The 19,496-nt window shown below is 44.9% G+C and carries 9 protein-coding genes; 4 read left to right on the top strand and 5 right to left on the bottom strand.

Features of this window, described 5'->3' with window-relative positions; translation table 11 throughout:
• Positions 1 to 558 precede the first annotated feature (558 nt).
• Together GO816_RS12855 and GO816_RS12850 are read right to left on the bottom strand one after the other, a co-directional pair.
• Entirely contained in the window at positions 559 to 2,691 is a 2,133-nt protein-coding gene (locus GO816_RS12855) for a hypothetical protein (RefSeq protein ID WP_157542349.1), read from the bottom strand.
• 227 nt (positions 2,692 to 2,918) lie between these two features.
• Complete coding sequence (locus tag GO816_RS12850; protein WP_317163633.1) at positions 2,919 to 6,605, bottom strand: DUF4450 domain-containing protein; 3,687 nt, start codon at positions 6,603 to 6,605, stop codon at positions 2,919 to 2,921.
• A 267-nt stretch (positions 6,606 to 6,872) separates the two neighbouring features.
• On the opposite strand from GO816_RS12850, the gene GO816_RS12845 reads away from it, so the two are divergent.
• Positions 6,873 to 7,067, top strand: coding sequence for a hypothetical protein (locus GO816_RS12845; protein WP_157542347.1), 195 nt, complete (start codon positions 6,873 to 6,875; stop codon positions 7,065 to 7,067).
• A gap of 400 nt (positions 7,068 to 7,467) precedes the next feature.
• Here the strand turns inward: GO816_RS12845 and galU are convergent, their stop codons facing one another.
• From galU to GO816_RS18975, 3 genes are all read right to left on the bottom strand, one after another.
• A complete protein-coding gene (gene galU / locus GO816_RS12840; protein ID WP_157542346.1) occupies positions 7,468 to 8,343 on the bottom strand; it encodes a UTP--glucose-1-phosphate uridylyltransferase GalU in 876 nt (291 codons plus the stop codon).
• Positions 8,344 to 8,352: 9 nt separating this feature from the next.
• A complete protein-coding gene (locus GO816_RS12835; protein WP_157542345.1) occupies positions 8,353 to 9,348 on the bottom strand; it encodes a mevalonate kinase family protein in 996 nt (331 codons plus the stop codon).
• Between the two features lie 164 nt (positions 9,349 to 9,512).
• Positions 9,513 to 11,996, bottom strand: coding sequence for a carboxypeptidase-like regulatory domain-containing protein (locus GO816_RS18975; RefSeq protein ID WP_157542344.1), 2,484 nt, complete (start codon positions 11,994 to 11,996; stop codon positions 9,513 to 9,515).
• Between the two features lie 394 nt (positions 11,997 to 12,390).
• Between GO816_RS18975 and GO816_RS12825 the strand changes: the two genes are divergently transcribed.
• From GO816_RS12825 to GO816_RS12815, 3 genes are read left to right on the top strand one after another with little or no spacing between them, the layout of a single operon-like run.
• On the top strand, positions 12,391 to 14,664 hold the full coding sequence (locus tag GO816_RS12825) for a fasciclin domain-containing protein (RefSeq protein ID WP_198171518.1): 2,274 nt from the start codon (positions 12,391 to 12,393) through the stop codon (positions 14,662 to 14,664).
• A 15-nt stretch (positions 14,665 to 14,679) separates the two neighbouring features.
• Positions 14,680 to 17,982 (top strand): SusC/RagA family TonB-linked outer membrane protein, encoded by a 3,303-nt coding sequence (locus tag GO816_RS12820; protein WP_157542342.1) that lies wholly within the window; start codon positions 14,680 to 14,682, stop codon positions 17,980 to 17,982.
• Between the two features lie 17 nt (positions 17,983 to 17,999).
• The gene (locus tag GO816_RS12815; RefSeq protein ID WP_157542341.1) at positions 18,000 to 19,481 is read left to right on the top strand and encodes a RagB/SusD family nutrient uptake outer membrane protein; all 1,482 of its coding nucleotides are present in this window, start codon (positions 18,000 to 18,002) and stop codon (positions 19,479 to 19,481) included.
• Positions 19,482 to 19,496: the final 15 nt, after the last annotated feature.

Below are 19,496 nucleotides of genomic sequence, written 5' to 3'. Positions count from 1 at the left end.
CCGCTTCTGAGCCGCGGGGGCTCTTTGTTCTTTTTCTTGATAAAAAGAACCAAAAATCAAGTCACCTCCGCAATGCTTCGTTGTCGCTCATGCCTTTGCTGCAAAGCTGGGCAGCACCACGGGCTTTTTATCTTTTGCCCTGCTTCGCTCGCTCTTAAGGCTTGAGCTTCGGCAAAATCTAAGAGGCCCTTTCCTGCCGCACAGGCCATCAGTGCTGCCCCGCTTTCGACCCGAAGCTGGGATGTGACTAAGAGGGGGAAAAGCTGAAAGGGTTAAGGGCGAAAGGTCAAGGGAGAGAAAGTGAAAAGCAAAGCCCCGAAGTTGCGACGCAACTTCGGGGCTTTGTACTGTTAAAAAGAGCGCTGGGCTTCCACAACGCCCGGCCGGGAGCTGGCTTGTGCGTGGGCAGGGATCGTTGTGGATAGGCCTTTTGGTACTTTGTGGCTATGACAAAGTACAAAGCCTCCGCGGCGAATGAGCGGAAAGCGACAGGTTCGCAAACTCTACTAAAAGCCGTGCCTTCGCAGAGATTGCTTCATTCGTTGCATAACGAATTGATTACGGCATTTTCTTCAAACCTTCCCACTTTACTTTCCACTTCCCATTCTTAGGAAAACCCGGATTCTCACCCTTACTACCATCCCAACCTGCACACATCATGGCTACGGCTGCTAACAAACCGCCATTGCCCGGCAGGTATAAACGCAGGCGATCATCCTGGTAGTTGTGGCCGTTAACGAGGTATATGTTGGTGTGGATTTTCATAAACAAGGCATCCACCGCTTTGTCTGGCTTACCTAAACGGCCAGCCGTCATGGCTACCATCGGGAAGTCCCAGCCCCAGGTGTCTTGCCAGTCCCAGGTGTTCCAAACTAGGTCGAAGGTTTTGTTCATTACGCCCATATCCAAGCGTTTGTTGTAGGGCACCATACCTAAAGAACCCATTACTGACGGATGGTCGGTTTTAAACTTAGGATTGGTATAGGAGTCGGGGGCGCTTTCGGTAGCTAGATAAACGCCATTGGCCTGTGGCAGGGCCGATAGCTTTTGCATTACGTCATCATACTTTTTATTCGGTTGCATGCCCAGGCGTTTTCGCCATTGCTGGGCAGTTTGTAGCGCCCAGTACCAGTATTGCAGTTCGTAGGTTGGGTTAAAGGTATCTTCGGCATTATAACGTTCCTGTGCCGGTATAACGCCTTTACCTAAAATATAGCGGCCTTTATCCTTTTCATAATATGGAAAAGATGCCATAAAGTCGGCAGTGGCCATGACGTTCTTTTTATAAGCGGCAAGTGTTTTGGCATTGGGGTTCGCACGGTAAGCCAGCTCGGCAAAGTAAATAAAATGCGGCTGCTGCCAAATTAACAATGCACCAACCGATGATGGACTTTCGTTACCATCGGGGTCGGTCATTTTTTGCCAGCGGGCACCTTCGTAGCCCTGGCGTTTGGCAATTTTTACAGCGTTTTCATACACATGATCGTACCACTTCATGCCTTTTTCCAGCAACTGCTCACGTCCCCAAAGGGCAAAATGGATGCCGTGCCACCAATGCATTTCGAGGTGAGGTTTGCCGTACCAGCTGTTGTAAGTCAAGCCGGTTTCCTGCGGAGGCTGTGAACCTGCGCACTGTATTTTGGTTAGGTACTGCGAGAGGATGATACGGCATTCCAGTTCTTTAGCGCGTTTATCGGTACTGCCGGTAAAATCGATGGCGCCGCCACTCATCCAAAACGTTTTCCAACCCTGTATGCTGTTTGCATCAACCGCTGCAAAGGCTGGCAGGGCACGCTGCTGGGTTTTACTAAACAAACAGCTAAACTGCAGATTGCTGCCGCCGTTTGATGACAGTACAAAATAGTGCGGCGCTACATTTTTAACAGCTGCCGCGCCTGTCCAGGCCAGTTCGGTGTAGTAAGCGTTGGTATCTAACTGATGTTTAATAACCGCCATTTGCCCACTGTTTTTTACGATTGACGATGTGTGCTTGCCCGGGTTTTTGTAATTGGTGCCGTAATCGCCCCACTCATTAGTTGGGAACGGGAAGCGCAACCGCACTTTTAAGCGGCCTTGCTTCACTAAATCCGATTGGATATTAAACGCCAGCAAATCCTGCTGCTGGTGCGAAACCGTGGTTACTTTAACCGGCACACCATCAAAGTTGAACGTACTGGTAATTTCTCCTGTCCATAAATTCAGGGTTTGATTGATATTTTTAATATCCGCAGGTCCTGCCTCGCTGCCATCTTTTTTGGTTAGCAATAAGCCTAAGTTGCCCAACTGCAAACGGTGCACATTTTGCCTGAACCAGTCTGAAGCCAGTTTGCCGCGCTCGGGCGTTTTAAGTTGTACCATGTAGGTCACCTTGCGGCCGTTAAGCGTATACTCTCTTAACGATTCCTCAGGCTTCAAATTCATGGTGTCTTTAAAACTATGCCAGCCCCATTCCGATTGCGTACCCAGCGGTACACCTTTCTCGTATTTCTGCGGAAAGGTTTGCATTCCAGTAGCATCAACCGTATAGGCAAATTTGCCGTTGCCAACTGATAATGACGATAACGAATCGATAGTCTTTACCACCACATTATGGCGCTTAACCAGCTGCTCGCGATTAATACGCTGCGCCTGCGTTACGGAAGCCGCCGCCATGCAGCTTAGTGTAAATAAAATAATTTTGAGGTTCTTCATAGTGGTTTATTCATTCTGCAGCTCTTACAAAAGAGCAGTGTGTTTTTATTTTCTTTTTTCACGGTCATGCTGAACTTGTTTCAGCACCCCTCAGGCATATTCTAACGCAAGCCCATCTGAACCGGAATTTTAGGAATTTGTAAAATTGACAGAATTGCTTGCCCTCAATAAAGCGATAAGCAATTCCGAAAATTCTTTATTTGTGGCCAATTCCGGTTCAGACAAACCTACCTCACCAAACTCACTCCCATTAATCCAATGACTACATCATTAGCAACGGTATTCAAGTCGAGGCTTTTTAACTTTTTAGCAGGGTCAAGCCACATATCCAACACCGTAGCCGCGCCTCCATCAATACCTTTATTACTGAAACCTTTTATGGTTGTAAAATCTTTAAAATCTAAAGCTGCTGTACCGGTTTTGAGGTAAACGCGTAACGGTTTGGCTGCGCCGGGGTTAAAGGCAAAGCCGTCGTTATCGTAGTCCTGCTCAATAGGCCACCAGTTTTCGGGGTTTTTTAGTTCGAGGCTTTGCTTGGTGCCGTCTTCATAAGTAATGGTTATTGTGCCATTTACCAAACGGGTTTGCATAGGGTTAGTAGAACCAGCCATTAACAAATAAGCATGCGATGCCGAACCGTTTAACGATACGTTGATACTGCGTGGGTAGTTGTCCCACTGCGAGGTAAAGGCAATGTTTTTACCCTCATTGCCCGGTGTTGCAAAGCTTATGTGCTGCGACAGTTGGAGCAGGTTTTTGCTGCCTGCTGCTTTGCGTAAGCCACTGTCATCAATGTTGGCCTTGGTAAGCGGGTAACACCAGTTGCCAATGCCCTGCGTAGGCAGTTGCAGCGTTACACTTTGCGGCCTTGGCGACAAGTATTGGTTGGTGAAAATGTGCGTTACTTCATCATTAAACTTTGCCGACATATCAACCGGCTGCATAGGCTGGTTGGTATTCACCCGCCAGTTAATAATGGCGGTATCTATCACTTTTCCTCCATATTGTAAGCGCACATGGTTACTACCTACAATTAAATGCTGCGCCGGAACAGTGATTTCCGCGGATTGACTCTTGCCGTCGACCTGTACCGTTTGTGTATAGGCCGATTTAGTTTCAGGATTTACCTGAATTTGTATAGTGCCTTTGACCGCATGGTTAACTACTGCAAACTTCAACTGATCGGCGGGTTGTTCAACCTCAAATTTAATTTCCACAGGTTGCGGCTGTATGACTACATTAAGCGGTTGCCACCAGGTTAAAGCGCCTTGCTTTAATTGTATAAAGGCAGTATGGTTGCCTACTGATGGTTTAAGTGTATAATTAAGCTGGTTAGCTTTAAACGACTGTGTCCCCAAAATACCTTGCGGATCGGCCACTTTAATTACTGTAGCTTTACCAAACGACTGGCTGTAAGATTGTCCTGCCACACCATTAAGTTCGGGTGTTGCGGTTGCTATAGCCCCGGTACCCCAAACCACTTTAATTGTATAGTGCTTTTGTACACCGGCTGCAATTTGTATAACCGGGCTACCTACCGCTGATGACTGGCAAATCCATTTAACTGGTTTACCGTTTACCGTAACTTGCTTTACTTGCGCAGAACGGGCATTTAATTCAAAGTTTAAAGGCACGTTTTTAGGCATTGATGAAGCAATGATATAACTATCTAAATTACCGGTACGTTTAAAATCGATGCTTATATCGGGCACCTTGAGCGATGCGTAGGCCCAGTCGGCGGGTAAGCCGGGTTTAATGGTTAGGCGATTGTTGAGCATGTCGGGTTTAATTCCAAACAAACCTTCAACCAAAGTGCGGGCGCTTATACCAACCGGGTCTCCAAAATCGCGGTAAAGCTCACCGCGTATGGCATCGTAAAATGATAATTGCTGAAAGTTACCCGGACTTGCGCCTAAATACATGCTCTCCAGCAAAGTGCTTTTCCAAAGCTCATAAGCCTCTTCGGCACGGCCGCCCTGCCAGTAGGCAAGCGTGGTGTGCATGTTTTCGGCCATGGCCACGTTGTTGAGCGACCACGTGTAGGGTAACCAATTGGTAGTAGCCAGCAGATAATTATTGCCTGTTAGTCCTTTGGCTATAATAGGAATGTGCGGTATCTCTGTATCAACATAACGCAAACTTTGGTAGGCCTGCATAGCATCGGGTACACCTTCGTCAATGGCGTGGTATATAGTCCATAACCCGGGCGATGTATGCAGCAGTTTGTTGCCCAGCAGATCTTTAAATTCGGCGTAAGTGCCTTTACCAGGCATCCATAGATTTTTAGCGATAGCGGTTTTTATCTTTTCGGCTTCTTGCTTGTAGGGTGTAGCATCATCGCCCACTATTTGTGCCAGTTGGGCGGCAACAAGGTTAGTCCGGTAGTTATAGGCCGATGAATGGGTTACGCCACCGCCGCTGTATTGCAGGGCATCGCTGGCCCAAATGCAGCAATAGGCATCATACAGTCCATCGCCATCGTGGTCGTAATTGCGTTTTTCCCAAACTAGGTGCCGTTTAATGGTTGGCCAAAGTTTTTTTACACTGGCTATGTCGCCCGTCCAGTAAAAGTGGGTAAGCATCTGGTCGATGAATACCAGGTTCATATCATAATGGTGCGGACGAATATCGCCGCCCGGGTTACGTGCAATATACCCGCTGCTGAACATCGAGTTACCCAGTTTTTCCTGCTGGCGTGCCAGTTGCAGGGCCGTATCGGCAATTACAGGTCCGCTCTCCGGACTGGTAATTTGCGACAAGGCATAACTGCTGAAATGTTGCGAGGCCCTGTCATGCCATCCCAGCGGATCGGCCACGTAAGCACCGCGCCATGCCGGTAAGCGCATGCGCCAGGCTACGGCACCATGCATGTAAGATGGCGCTTCCCATATGGCATCGGCAGCCACGGCAAGCGCTCCGCCCAAGGTATTAATGTACGGGTCGGGGGTGTTAAGCTGTACGCGAGAGGTCAGCTTTTTACGTGCGGCTTCGGCTTTATCGGTTTCGGCAGCAAGTAGGGCGTAGGGCTTATCAATGCTGCCGCGGCCTATCATCCAGTATAAAGGCTTGGCCGTATCTTTAATCAAGCCGCATACTAACGGCCTGCCGGTGGCGGTTGAGTTATATAAGTCTAAAGGCGTGACTTGCTTATCGGCATCTGCTTGTTTTACAGCTACCGATGCAGGGTATACGCCTGTAATGGTGTTTTTTGAAACTTCTGCTTTGTTTTCTTTAGCGGGACTTTGTTCGTTTAAGTACCAGGTAGCCTCGGTGGTCACGGTAAAATCAAGTACAAAGCTTCCTGTTTTAAGCTGATAGCGATTGTTAGCGCAATATTCGGGTTTGAGGTAAAAGGATGATTCCGGGTCGGCGCCAATATCACCATCGCGCGAGAACTTTTTGCCAGTAGCACCGCCATAAGCCCATAAAAGCTGTACATCACTTGCGTTTTTAACATCGGCTTTAACTATGAGGGTTTCGCTATCGGCACCGGCCAGTACTTGTATATTGATGGTGCCTGTACCCAGCATAGGGTCATGAATGGTGTATAGCATGGAACCCGGACGGTACCTTGCCTCAATATTTTGGGCGTTAATAAGCCACTTACTTTGGGTGCCTTTAATGAGGCCAAGTTTAAGATTACCGCCCATGCCGGGCAGGTACAAAGCAAATTCGGGTAAGTCTCCGGCCTCTACCCTAAAGGCAGTATTAGTGCCGTATATGGCGCGGTTAAAGCGGCGGGTTCCGTTTTTTATGACGAAGTCTTGTCCGCTGGGTTGGTACCGTACGGTACGCTCAATATTATGCCACGGCTTTGCACTGGTTTGCGCCTTGGCCTGCGTAAACTGACAGATTAAACTGCCGGTAGCAAGCATTAGTGCCAGCGTTTGTTGTAGCTGTTTTTTAAATATCACAAAAGAAAACATGTATAGTTACTACTTTATAAATGTAATAACCACAAATGCATTTTTAACTGGTTGCTGCTAAGGTGACGAAACTTGCAGTTAAATCAAAATTAATTGTTTAAGAGCAGGATGGGGTAGGATGGAAGGGTGATTTGGGGTTAAGTAGTTTGGGGAGATGAAGCTTCGTGAGCATATCACTTATCTACCGCTTCTGAGCCGCGGAGGCTCTTTGTTCTTTTTCTTGATAAAAAGAACCAAAAATCAAGTCACCTCCCTATGCTTCATTTGCCGCACGTGGCCTGCGCTGCAAAGCCGGGCAACACCACGGGCTTTTTATTTTTGCCCCACTTCGTTCGCTCTTTCCCTACGCTTCAGCAAAGTCTAAGAGGCCCTACCCAGCTACAACGCCCATCATGTGCTGCCCCGCTTTCGCCCCGAAGCTGGAAGGTAACGGGGAAGTTTATGCGGTGAACCATCGCCATCATGTCATCGCGAGTAGCAGCAGGGGCTAAGAGCATTGGCAACGTGACGATTTCTCGCGTTTTTAACTCTCATTATGAGATTGCCACTCCGCCCGAGGCGGATCGTAATCACACGGAGGGGAATGAGCTTTAAAAGAGCGCGGGGCATTCAGCGCACCCGGCGGGAGCTGCCCATGCGTGGGGAGGGATTGCGATGAATAGGCCTTTTGATTACTTTGTGGCTATGAAAAAGTAACAGCCCCCGCGGCGAATGAGCGTAGAGCGACAGGCTTGCAAGCTTTGCGTAACTAAATATTAAAGAGATACGACTTCGTTTTTTTAAAACGTTAATACAAAAAAAGGCCGCTATTTATTATAGCGGCCTCTCCTATGTTACAAACCAGTAAATATTAGAACTGATCTTTATGCGACTCTACAATTTCTTTAAGGAAGTTGTAAAACGGTGCGGCAAATTCTTTACGGCGTAAAGCAAACTCTACGTTAGTTTTAAGAAAATCAAGTTTGTTACCTATGTCATAGCGTTTACCTTCAATAGTGTGGGCATACATGCTTTCACTTTTTAAAAGGTTCACCATTGCATCGGTTAATTGTACCTCGTTGTTTTTGCCCGGAGGGGTTTTTTCTAACGCGGTATAAATTTCCGGGGTTAAAACGTAACGGCCGGCAATGGCCAGGTTTGATGGGGCGCTTTCCATTGATGGTTTCTCAATCAGCTGATCAAGGTTCATCAACGTGTCAGACATCATGCTGCCGCCTACAATGCCGTAACGGGATACTTTATCGTGAGGAACAGTTTCAACCGCAATTACAGTGCTTTGGTACTGCTCGTAAATGTCAATAAGTTGCTGAGTAACAGGTATTACCGAGTTGATAATGGTATCACCCAGTAAAACTGCAAAAGGCTCATTACCTGTATGATGACGAGCATAGTAAATGGCATCGCCCAAACCGCTGATTTCTTTTTGGCGAATGAAGTGGATGTTAGCCATATCTGACAGGTGCATGATCTCGTCATACATCTTGTCTTCTTTTTCAAGTAAGCGCTCTTCCAGCTCAGGGTGACGGTCAAAATGATCTTCAATTGAGCGTTTGCCTTTGCCCGAAATAATTAAAATATCTTCAATACCCGAATCAACTGCCTCCTGAACTACATATTGTATTGTTGGCGTATCAATTATGGGCAGCATTTCTTTAGGTGATGCCTTAGTTGCCGGTAAGAAACGGGTGCCTAACCCGGCTGCCGGTATTACTGCTTTTTTTACCATTGTAAATTTCTATAAAATATAAGGTTTTATAACTCGTGCGTTGATTTTCTTTAAGTTGTATACCAGCTTTTTAAGCATTTCATCATCATGGTAGATGCCTATAATAGCACCACCCGATCCTGTGAACGATGCTGATGCTCCGCAGGCACGTGCCGTATTAATGAGCTCCATATTGCTATCGCTGATGGTCATAATTTTACAGCGATTGTCAAAGTTGGCATTAATGAGTTCGCCAAGCAGGCCATAGTCCTGTGCTTCAATGGCTTTCATACCTTCATCGGCCAGGCTGGCAATTGTATTTAGGGTATTAATGGTAAACTCATCGCCTTTGTCATATTTGGCGCGTATTTCGTTCAGCACCTTGCCCGATACTTTACCTAACTGGGTTTTGTAAGCAAGATATAGTTTTGGCAGTTTATTAGGGTCAAGCGGTGTGTACACGCCGTAGCCATGCTGTGCCATTTGCTGCTTGTTAAAGTCCATATGCACACAGCCTTCATAGCATTGTATAACCCTGTCCTGCAAACCGGCATTTATACCCATCTCTTGAGTTTCGGCTTCAAGGGCAATGTTGGGTAAAACGTGTGGTTCAACCTCAACCTGGTAAAACTGCATCAAAGCCTTTAAAGTTGCAATGATAATAGCACTTGATCCTGCCATGCCCACCTGCCTTGGTATGGTTGAGCGGTAGCGTATAGTAAAGTTTTTATTAGCCAGGCGTATACCGTTAAGCGTGCAATAATCACAAAACTTTTTTATAGCCGCCTTTATAATTGGAATACCGCCATTATAACCTATAAGGGCAACGGTATCGCGCAGGTGATAAATGTTACGGAATGAATTGGCATCAGCTTCCTGCGGCTCAATAACCAACTCGGGCGATTGAAATAATAGGATGTGCGCGCCGAAGTTTTTGATACTAACGCTGATGGTTTTGCCAAAGTAACCGTCGCTTGGGTTACCAAGCAGGCCTGCACGTGCGTAGGCCCTTGAATCAATGATCATAGGAAGAAGTTGTTTATGCTATTTTTAAGGTATGTACGTTAAAAATCAACAATTTAAATTGTTATACAAGTATAAGGCATTCATGTAATATTTGCATGCAAGGCTGCAAATAATTGTCATATTGATAATAAATTACAAATATCCTGATAATTTGTTACACATATTTACCTTGTGTTATAAGTTTTAGTATAAAATAAAGGAAAGCCATTACTACTGATGCCTTGTATCACAATACGAACGTTGGTTTTAATATCACTGTTATAAAAGCTCACTGTAGATTTCCCGGCAGCATCGGTACTTCCATCGGCCAGCCAGTAAAGGGTTGGGCGTGCATCGGTCTTATCGGCAGGTTGTGGCTTTTCGTAAGCGGGGCTATAAAATGTACGGGCTTCGTAGTACCCGTTAACTTCTGCCTGTGTAGCACCAACCTTAAATTTGTTTATACCGTCTGGATTCAGCGTTAAGTATATGGCGTACATAACAGGCATATCACTGCGCGATTGCGAAGCCCTTCCTGAAGCACTGGCAGCAGCGCTTGTAGCTGCAAACCCCTCGTTGTTTTGTACAAGTAATGAAGGACCACCAACCAGTTTTTTGATCACCACCTTCTTTACGGCCGACATGGGCATTTCAAAGTAATGGTTTGACATCTGATTGATTACATCGCTGGCATCATTATCACTAAAAACTACATCGCGGTTATCAACCACAATGCGTGGAGGGGTAAGGCGACCGTCAGACACAAATGCAATACCGTTTCCATCTGCTGAGGTACGGGCCTGGTTAGATTTGGCAAGAATGTAATTCTTCAGTGAATTGTAAGTGCTGTCGGCAGGGGTAACATCAAGTACCTCATCTTTGTAACCAAACGTTGTTACTGTGCGATCGGTAAATTGCCGGCGTGCTGGCGTGCGCACCTCCACATCTTTAAGCCTGATAAGCGTATCAGAAAGGCTACGTTGCCTGGCCAGTGCAACCTGCTTTACAAGCGATGCAGTATTTGCTTCGTTAAATTGTGGTTTAGTTACATAGGAATACAATACACCTGGTGATACCGGAGCGTAGTTGTTAGTCAACGAATCGAGACTTAAAGTTCCTGTTGCCTTGCCCTTCAAATTTTTTGATGAAAGGTTTAGTTTTTGCCGGCCGGTAAGCAGTAAATTATCAAAAAAGTACCTGCCCTTTGCGTCGGTTTGTGCTCCAAATAGCCTGCCATTGGCAGCGTTTGCTATAAGGGTAACGTTGGCGTTGGGTATAGGCGCGTGTTTGCTGTCTCTAACCAACCCCGTAAGACTAATACCTTGTTCGGGAATATAGGCAATACGAAGTGTGGTATCTGCCAGGCGTTTCCATATAAAATCGCGCCAGCCCTGGGTTAGTAACAACAAATCCAACTGCTTTGCGCGTTGCGGGTTGCTGGTATCAAAGTATCGCGCTGCATTTTTAATGTAACCCTTTAACTCTGATTGCAGCATAAGGTATGACATAATGTTGCTATCATCAGCAGTAGACAGACTGGCGTCAACTGCGCTTACCGAAAAGTTGCCTTTAACGGGCTGACCATGATTGCCGGTAACCGAAATATTTAAGGAGATCTTTTCGCGCGGAGCAAAAGAAGGTTTGTCGAGGTTAAAGGCTATAGATGTTTTGTCGCGTGGTTCTATGTATAAAAGCCTCTCACAATTTGGTTTTTGCGCAGCATCATATAAGGTTACGGCAGCAATACCACCTGGTAACTGGCTCACTGGTATTTGTATAGCAGCCGTATTGCTTTTGAGTTGAAATGTTTGCTGGTAAGTTACCCGCCCAAAACTGCGGATTTTAAGTGATAAGTTTTGATTGGCCAATTGGCTTACCAATTGCTCGTTGCAGGCAACTACGGCATATACAGATGTATCCTGGCGATATATTTTTAGGGTGAAACCATTATTTAATGGTTGTGGCAGCGCAATTACTACCTGCGTGCCATTCAACGCTGTTTTTGATTGGTATGTTTGACCCGCTACAGGCAGTAAAGTAAACACGCCCATACCCAAACTATCGGTAGTGTAATGAGCAACTGTATCGCCCGAGGTTGAGTATACGGCCCCTTTAGCAGCTATACCCTCACCCGAGGCTGTTTCGGCTTTAACGGCAATAACCGAGGTGACGCCAGTGATTAATGAACCACCTTCGGGAAAAAACCTGATAACCGCGGGCATAGGCTTTGATATGGGGGGGGCGGCTTGCGCACTAACAATGGTGAGTTTCTTTTCAAATATAAAGTTATCGCCAAAGTTGCGCATCCAGTTGGTGTAGGCCCGTAAGCGATAGGTGCCTGCTGCAAGGTTGCCAGATAGGTTAAAATCACCAATGCCAAGCCCGTCTTTCATCAGCACCATCTCCTGGTTTACCACATTGCCCGTGGGTGATATAAGTTCGGTGTAAAGACTTTTGCTGGTTGATATGAGATGATTATCCTGCGCATTAACAAGGTAGGCTTTAAACCATACATCGTCGCCCTGGGTGTAAACCTGCCTGTCGGTATGAAGATACACCTTCTCAAAAAATAACTTTATTGGCTTTTGCGCCGGTGCCGTTTGTGCATGCGCAGGCAGGACGGTGCTGCACAAAAACGCGCATACAACAACAAGGATTAATGTTTTCACTCAGGGTTTTGGTTTATGTTAACGAAGCCGTTAATTGGTTATTGATATTGCAATTTATGGCATTTATTATTATATGAATTAATAAAAATTTATAAATAAGGATAGTGCAGGATGGTTAGATTACAATAAGTCAATAATTTAGTTACCTGATAAAATAGTATACATGTCCGCTAATATTGTATACTTCCTTTTGTAGATAAATAACCAATTAAAACCAACGTATGAGTAAACTTTTACATTTTAACCCCCTTTGGGTTTCTGCACCCCAAACTTTATTTAGTCAAATTGACACTTAATAATTAAGTAGCTGCTTTTCAGGCAGCTTTGCGGCGTTTAACCGTTTTCTCGTTTTTAAAACCTGACATATTTATATATAAGTGTGATGTATAAGCTATTGAACAAATTATTCGTTTTTTTATGCGTAATAGGGTTGTTTACAAGCTGCCGTAAGGAAGCTCTTGACAATTATTATGGCCGCCCCGAAAACCTTGGCCCACCTATTTATCAAACCCTCGAAAGTAAGGGTAACTTTAAGAGCTTACTGGCAGTAATAGACATATCGGGCTATAAGAAAACGCTCAGTGCATCAGGCTACTGGACGTTTTTTGCGCCTAATGATGCTGCCTTTCAAAAATATTTTACTGAGAATAATACATCGCTTGACAGGATTGACTCTGTTACAGCGCGAAAAATTGTAACCTACTGCCTGGTTTACAACGCTTACCAAACCGATCATATTGCTGATTATCAGTCAAGTTCACAGCCGCAAGGCTGGGTTCCTAATTCGGCTTATAAGCGCCGTACAGCATATTATGACGGCTTTTATACCGAAACGCTGCCAAATGGAGGTAAAAGGGTACAGGTAAGCAGCAACCGTAACGCCGCTTATGTATTTGGTGATAATAATAATAAGCACATACCTTATTTTTATTCAACCTATATGGCTGCCCGCGGCATTACCGAAGCCGATTACAAGTACTTTTTCCCTAATGCCACCTATAATGGATTTAACGTTGTTGATGCACAGGTTGTTAACCGTAATATCCTTGCCGAAAACGGCGTTATTCATGAGATAGACCGCGTTGTTTTGCCTCTGCCAAGTCTCGAAAATCAGCTTGCAGGCAACACGCAGTACAGCTTGTTCAAACGTATACTTGAACGCTTTATGGTTGCTTATGTAAGCAACACTGATTTAAACGCGCGCTACAGGTTGTTAACCGGTAAGCCCGATAGTGTTTTCGTTAAGTTTTATAATAGCCTTTTAGCCTATTCTCCCAATAACGAGAACTTCCTTAAAATTCAGGATAATGATGCGCAAAGCGATGGTTATAGCTTATTTGCGCCTAACAATACTTCGCTTTACAAATATTTGAATGATGTTGTATTAGAGTATTTCAAATCATCACCTGATGCTCCGTTGAGCGACGCACAAATTGATGCATTGGTAAATACGCTTCCTCCAGGAATTATTTCTGATTTGCTGAATGCACACATGTTTCAAACAACCGTTTGGCCATCAAAATTTGCATCAACCAATAACTACCTAAACGAGCCTGCAAGGTTTAGTTCAACAGGCGATATTATACAAAAGCAGTTTTGCAGTAACGGTGTGTTTTACGGTACTAATAAAGTACAGGCAACAAACGTATTCAGTACGGTGTATGCAAGGGCATACCTGGATCCGAAAAATTATTCGATCATGACGTTGCTGCTTAACCAAAGCCTGCGTATTGCCATCACTAACCCCGGGCTTAAATACACCATATTTATGATGCCTGATGCAGCCCTTAACGCCGCCGGTTACGCATACAATTCAACCACCAATACTTTTACTTATACCGTAAACGGTACCACTACTACCACAGGTGTACGTGAAATGTTAACAAGGATACTATTGCTGAGCGTTGTGCCAACGCCTAACAACGAGCTGAATGATTTATCAGGTAGTGGTATTATTGAAACTTACAACGGTGAGTACATTCGTTGGAATAACAACACAGTATCATCGGGTGGTACGGTTGAAAGCAACACCATACTAAACGTTGTTGGTTCTAAAAACTATGTTAATGGCAAGGTTTATTATTTAGGTAATAACGGCATCATTACTTACCCGCAAAAAACGTTGCCTCAGCAAATTGCGGTAAATGCTGCAACTGCTACTTCTCCTTACTATAACTTCTATCGTTACCTGGTAAGTTCATCAATTTACAACGCCAACACGCAAGACTTAACTGGTCTTACGCTGGGTGCCAACTATACCGTATTTATACCAACCAACGAGGCTATAGTGCAGGCTGTAAAAGATGGCGTATTGCCGGGCAATGTGGCAACTGGTGTGCCTAATTTTACACCAACGTCAACAGTTGAAAAAGATAATGTTGCCAGGTTTATCTACTATCACTTTTTAACAGGTATTACTATTGCGCCTGATGGTAAAAAATCTCCCAACGGAACGGCACAGCCAACCCTGCTTAAAAATGCTAATGGTGATGTAGTTAACATTAACATTTTCAACCAGCCTAACAATTTAAGGGTGCAGGATAGCTACGGAAGAACAGCAACTGTTTTATCGCCAAACAATAGCAGTTATTTTCCGGCAACCAGTAACTATTTGGGTACACGCACCCTGTTCCATCAAATTAATAATTACCTAAAATATATCTATTAATCACCGGCCTTACTCATGAGAAGAATTTATACTACTGTTTTTTATACGGTTTTTGCCTTATGCGTATTTGCTTTTGTAAACGTACATGCGCAAACAGCCGAAAGGATATTAATAAAAGGACGGGTTACCGACTCGCGCGATAAGCTGCCGGTTATTGGTGCAACCGTTGTTGAGCAGGATAAGGATGGCCGTACCATTAGCGGCCAGGCTACAGATATTGATGGTAACTTTGCATTGAAGGTTACTGATGTAACCCACAAAATTGTAATATCAACCATTGGCTATAAAAGCCGCACACTTGAAATTGGTGCGCGCCGCAGCTTTGTAGTACAGCTCGAATCAAACGCACGTGCTTTAACCGATGTTGTGGTTACAGCGCGCCCGCCGGTTAACAACGGTACCGGTTTGCTTATTGATAAGCGCGACCAAACCACCTCAACCGTTACTCTTAATGCTAAAGACGTAGAGGAACTACAGGCAACCAGTATTGACCAGGCTATACAAGGCCGCTTACCCGGAGTAGATATCGTATCGAATTCGGGCGACCCGGGCGCTGGTATGTCTATCAGAATTCGTGGTACGGCAACGCTTAACGGTAATACTAATCCGCTTATTGTGGTTGATAACGTGCCTTTTCAAACATCGGTACCAACCAATTTTAACTTCAGTACGGCCGACCAAAACCAATATGCCGACCTGTTGAGTATTGCCCCGTCAGACATTAAAGATATATCGATATTGAAAGATGCAGCGGCAACTGCTGTTTGGGGTGCTCAGGCTGCTAACGGTGTGTTAATTATTAACACCAAGCGCGGTCAAAAAGGTGCGCCAAGCATTAGCTATACCTTTAAAGGTACACTATCACAGCAGCCATCAACCATTCCGTTGCTTAGCGGCGATCAGTACTCAACCTTTATTCCCGAAATGTACATGAACGTGTCGGGCGTACCGCTGCCATCAAGCATTAAGGAATTTTCAAACGATTCATTTGACCCTTACTACTACAATAACTACAGCCAAAACACTGATTGGGTAAAAGCTATAACCCGCACAGGTTATTTAACTGATAATAACCTATCTATTTCAGGTGGTGGCGACAAAGCCCGTTACTTTGCTTCGGTAGGTTACAATGGCCAAACAGGTACCACGGTAGGTACCGGCTTCAGCCGTTTAAACACCCGCTTAAACCTCGATTATGTGGTATCGAGCAAAATAAGGTTCACCACTTTCATATCTTATGCGCACAACGTTACCGATTATTCTTTCTCTGTTGATAACAATGGTAACGAAGCTGATGGTGTACGTAACGTAGCTATGATCAAAATGCCTAACATGAGCATTTATGAATATAATGATGCCGGCGTATTAACTCCAAACTACTTTTCGCCGGCTGCCAATATTCAGGGCGCTTATAACCCGGCGGCAGGTGTGCCAATTTACAACCCACTGGCAATGGCGCTATCGGCAAAAAACAGGCTGGTAACCGATCGTATTATCCCGCACTTTAACCTAACTTACAATATCATTCCTGAGGTGCTTAACCTTAACGGCGACATTGTATTTGACATAAGCAACGGTAAGCAAGATCGTTTTTTACCTCAAATAGCAACCGGCCGTCCGTTTACCGAAACTTCGGTTAACCGTGCAGCCAGTTCTGATTATGATACCTACTCGGTAGTATCAAAAACCAACCTTATTTATACACCGCGTATTAACGAAAAGCATTCCTTCACCGGTTTACTTTCCGTTCAAACCAGTGATCAAAAATCGGTAACACAATCGCAAACCATTGCAGGTACAGCTTCACCTTTTTTACAAGATCCGTCGGTACCCGGACGTATAACCAATGCTGGTTTAGGTGTTGATGCCGGTATTAACCAAACCCGCTGGGTGGCAGCATTGGTTAACGGACAATACAAGTTTTTAGACAGATACATTGTTAACGTTGCCCTGCGCGGCGAGGGTAACTCAAGGTTTGGCGAAAGCAAACGGTACGGACTGTTTCCATCGGCGTCGTTCCGTTACCGTTTATCGGGCGAAAAATTCATGAAGAAGTTTGATAATTTTTTGGATGAGTTAAGCTTTAGAGGTGGTATTGGCCGCAGCGGTGGTGTACCTAGGTATGATTACCTGTTTTACAATACTTATGTTAACACCGGCAGCAGCTACCTTGGCCAGGCTGGTTTGTTCCCGAGCAATATACAGCTTGATAATTTGCGCTGGGAGCAGTTAACCGGTATTGACGGTGGCTTAAACATTATTTTGTTTAAAAACAGGTTAAACATTGACTTGGGCTTTTATCAAAACACCACCCGCGATTTGCTTGCACAACCGGGTATTGATATTTCAACTGTTAACGGTTACAGCAGGGTACTGCTTAACGTAGGAACGCTTGAAAACAAAGGTTATGAGCTTAGCATATTTGCCACGCCGCTTAAAACCAAAAATTGGATGGTTGAATTCAATTTCAACATTGCGCAAAACTTAAACACAGTTAAAGCTATATCGCCATACTACCAAACATCTTCGGGTAACGTTTCATTAAACGGTCAGTACCTGCAGCTGTTGCAGGTTAACAACCCGCTGGGTTCATTCTATGGCTACAAATACGCAGGTGTTTATAAAGATAAAGATGCAACCATTGCCCGCGATGGTAACGGCAATCAAATTGTAAGCCCTTCGGGCACGCCGGTTCAAATGCGCTTTAACTATCCTGCAACCGATTACCTTTTCCAGCCAGGTGATGCCATGTATGAAGACGTTAATCACGATGGTAACATTAACTATCAGGACGTAGTGTATCTGGGTAACGGCAACCCTAAATTTACAGGTGGTTTTGGCCCTAGCATTACCTTTAAAGGTAACCTTAAACTAAACGCCTTCTTCTCATTCCGTACAGGCGGCCAAGTTATAAACAGTACAAAAATGATTACAACAAACATGTACTCATTTAATAACCAAAGTACAGCCACGCTAAGAAGATGGCGTACAGCCGGCGATGAAACAGATATGCCGCGCGCGCTTTACAATAACGGTTACAACTGGCTTGGCTCATCGCGCTATGTTGAAAGTGGAACGTTCCTGCGTTTCAGGTCAATTACAGCGCGCTACACCTTTAACAAAAAGGTTGCAAGCCGCCTTAAAGCTAAAAACCTGAGTGCTTACGTAACGGCCGAAAACCTGTTGACGTTCACACGTTACACAGGTCAGGATCCGGAAGTATCAATGAAGGGTAATGGCATATTCCAGTTAGCTACTGATAATAGTGCTACACCGCCACTTAAATTATACACCTTAGGTTTAACCGCATCATTTTAATTATAAACTATACCGTGATGTTTAAAAAAACATTTTATAAAGCAATTATACTTACCTCAATGGCGGTGCTGGCAACAACTACCTCCTGCAATAAGTTCCTGGAGCTGAGACCGCAGGATGGGGTAACGCGTGATAAATTCTGGCAAACCAAGGAGCAGCTTTCATCGGCGGTGGTAGCCTTGTACACCAGCATGGGAGGTACAACAGCAAACTTCTTTATTTGGGGAGAGCTGCGTGCCGATATGGTTATACCGGGTTTAAACTCCTTGCAGGATGATATTAACGTGGTAAACAACAACATACTGGCCACAAACCGCATAACCAGCTGGGCCGCGTTTTACCAGGTTATTAACTTGTGTAATACAGTGCTTGATTTTGCACCCGCCGTTATAGAGCGTGATAATACGCTTACCCGCGAGCAGTTAAACTCTTACCTGGCCGAGGCGCTTACCATACGTTCTATAATGTATTTTTATCTGGCCCGTACTTTTGGTGACGTTCCGCTTAAGTTAAGCGCAACTGCATCTGACAGTGATATTGCCCAGGTGCCTAAAAACACACAGGCTGAAGTGCTTAACCGTGTTGTAGCCGATTTGCAAACTGCCGAAGGTTACGCCGTATCAAGCTATGGTGTTGTGGCGTCTGACAAAGGCCGTGTTACTAAATTCAGCATTAACGCGCTGCAGGCCGATGTGTATTTATGGATGGAGCGTTATGCTGATTGTATAACCGCCTGTGACAAAATTATTACCTCGGGCCGGTTTGCGATGGTACCCGACGTAGCTTGGTTCAACAACCTGTTTGTTGCCGGTAACTCAACCGAGAGTATTTTTGAACTGCAGTTTGATAACCAGTTCCTTAATCCTTTTTACACTATGTTTAATATCCCGTTGCGTTTTAGAGCACCGCAGGATATTATTGAAAACTTTTGGGGACAGGATGATGTGGACCCAATCAATATCAAGGATGTAAGAGGAATTGATGCATCTGTACGCCAGAGTGACCAGTATATTTATAAGTATATAGGTCTTTCACCTAACACTGTACGTTCTCTTGATAACTCGTTTGCTCACTGGATTTTTTACCGCTATGCTGATGTATTGCTGATGAAAGCAGAAGCGTGCGCCAACAGCAACCGCGGTCAGGAAACACTGGACATTGTTAGCCAGATACGCACCCGCGGCCGGGCATTAACTAAATCATCTCCTTTAGTGCCATCGGCTACTGACGTTAACGGCCTTAATGATTATGTATTACAGGAGCGTGCCCTGGAGCTTGCCTACGAAGGTAAACGCTGGTACGACCTGCTGCGCCACGCAAAGCGCAACAACTATGCCCGGATAGACGTACTACTTAGCGCTGTTGTTAAAGTAATACCTCCTGATGCTCAGCAGGCTGCGTTGAATAAGCTGCGTGATAAAAACAACCATTACCTGCCAATTAACCAGTACGAATTACAAACCAACCCTAATCTAATCCAAAACCCTTTCTATAAATAGTTTTTGCACTTAAAA

Source organism: Mucilaginibacter aquatilis (assembly GCF_009755275.1).
Taxonomy (GTDB): Bacteria; Bacteroidota; Bacteroidia; order Sphingobacteriales; family Sphingobacteriaceae; genus Mucilaginibacter; species Mucilaginibacter aquatilis.
This window is presented reverse-complemented; position numbering and strand designations above follow the sequence as displayed.

Excerpts from the sequence above, each read along its gene's own strand:
- GO816_RS12855 (WP_157542349.1), bottom strand. The coding sequence starts at position 2,691 with ATGAAGAACCTCAAAATTATTTTATTTACACTAAGCTGCATGGCGGCG.
- GO816_RS12845 (WP_157542347.1), top strand. The coding sequence starts at position 6,873 with ATGCTTCATTTGCCGCACGTGGCCTGCGCTGCAAAGCCGGGCAACACC.
- galU (WP_157542346.1), bottom strand. The coding sequence starts at position 8,343 with ATGGTAAAAAAAGCAGTAATACCGGCAGCCGGGTTAGGCACCCGTTTC.
- GO816_RS12835 (WP_157542345.1), bottom strand. The coding sequence starts at position 9,348 with ATGATCATTGATTCAAGGGCCTACGCACGTGCAGGCCTGCTTGGTAAC.
- GO816_RS12820 (WP_157542342.1), top strand. The coding sequence starts at position 14,680 with ATGAGAAGAATTTATACTACTGTTTTTTATACGGTTTTTGCCTTATGC.
- GO816_RS12815 (WP_157542341.1), top strand. The coding sequence starts at position 18,000 with ATGTTTAAAAAAACATTTTATAAAGCAATTATACTTACCTCAATGGCG.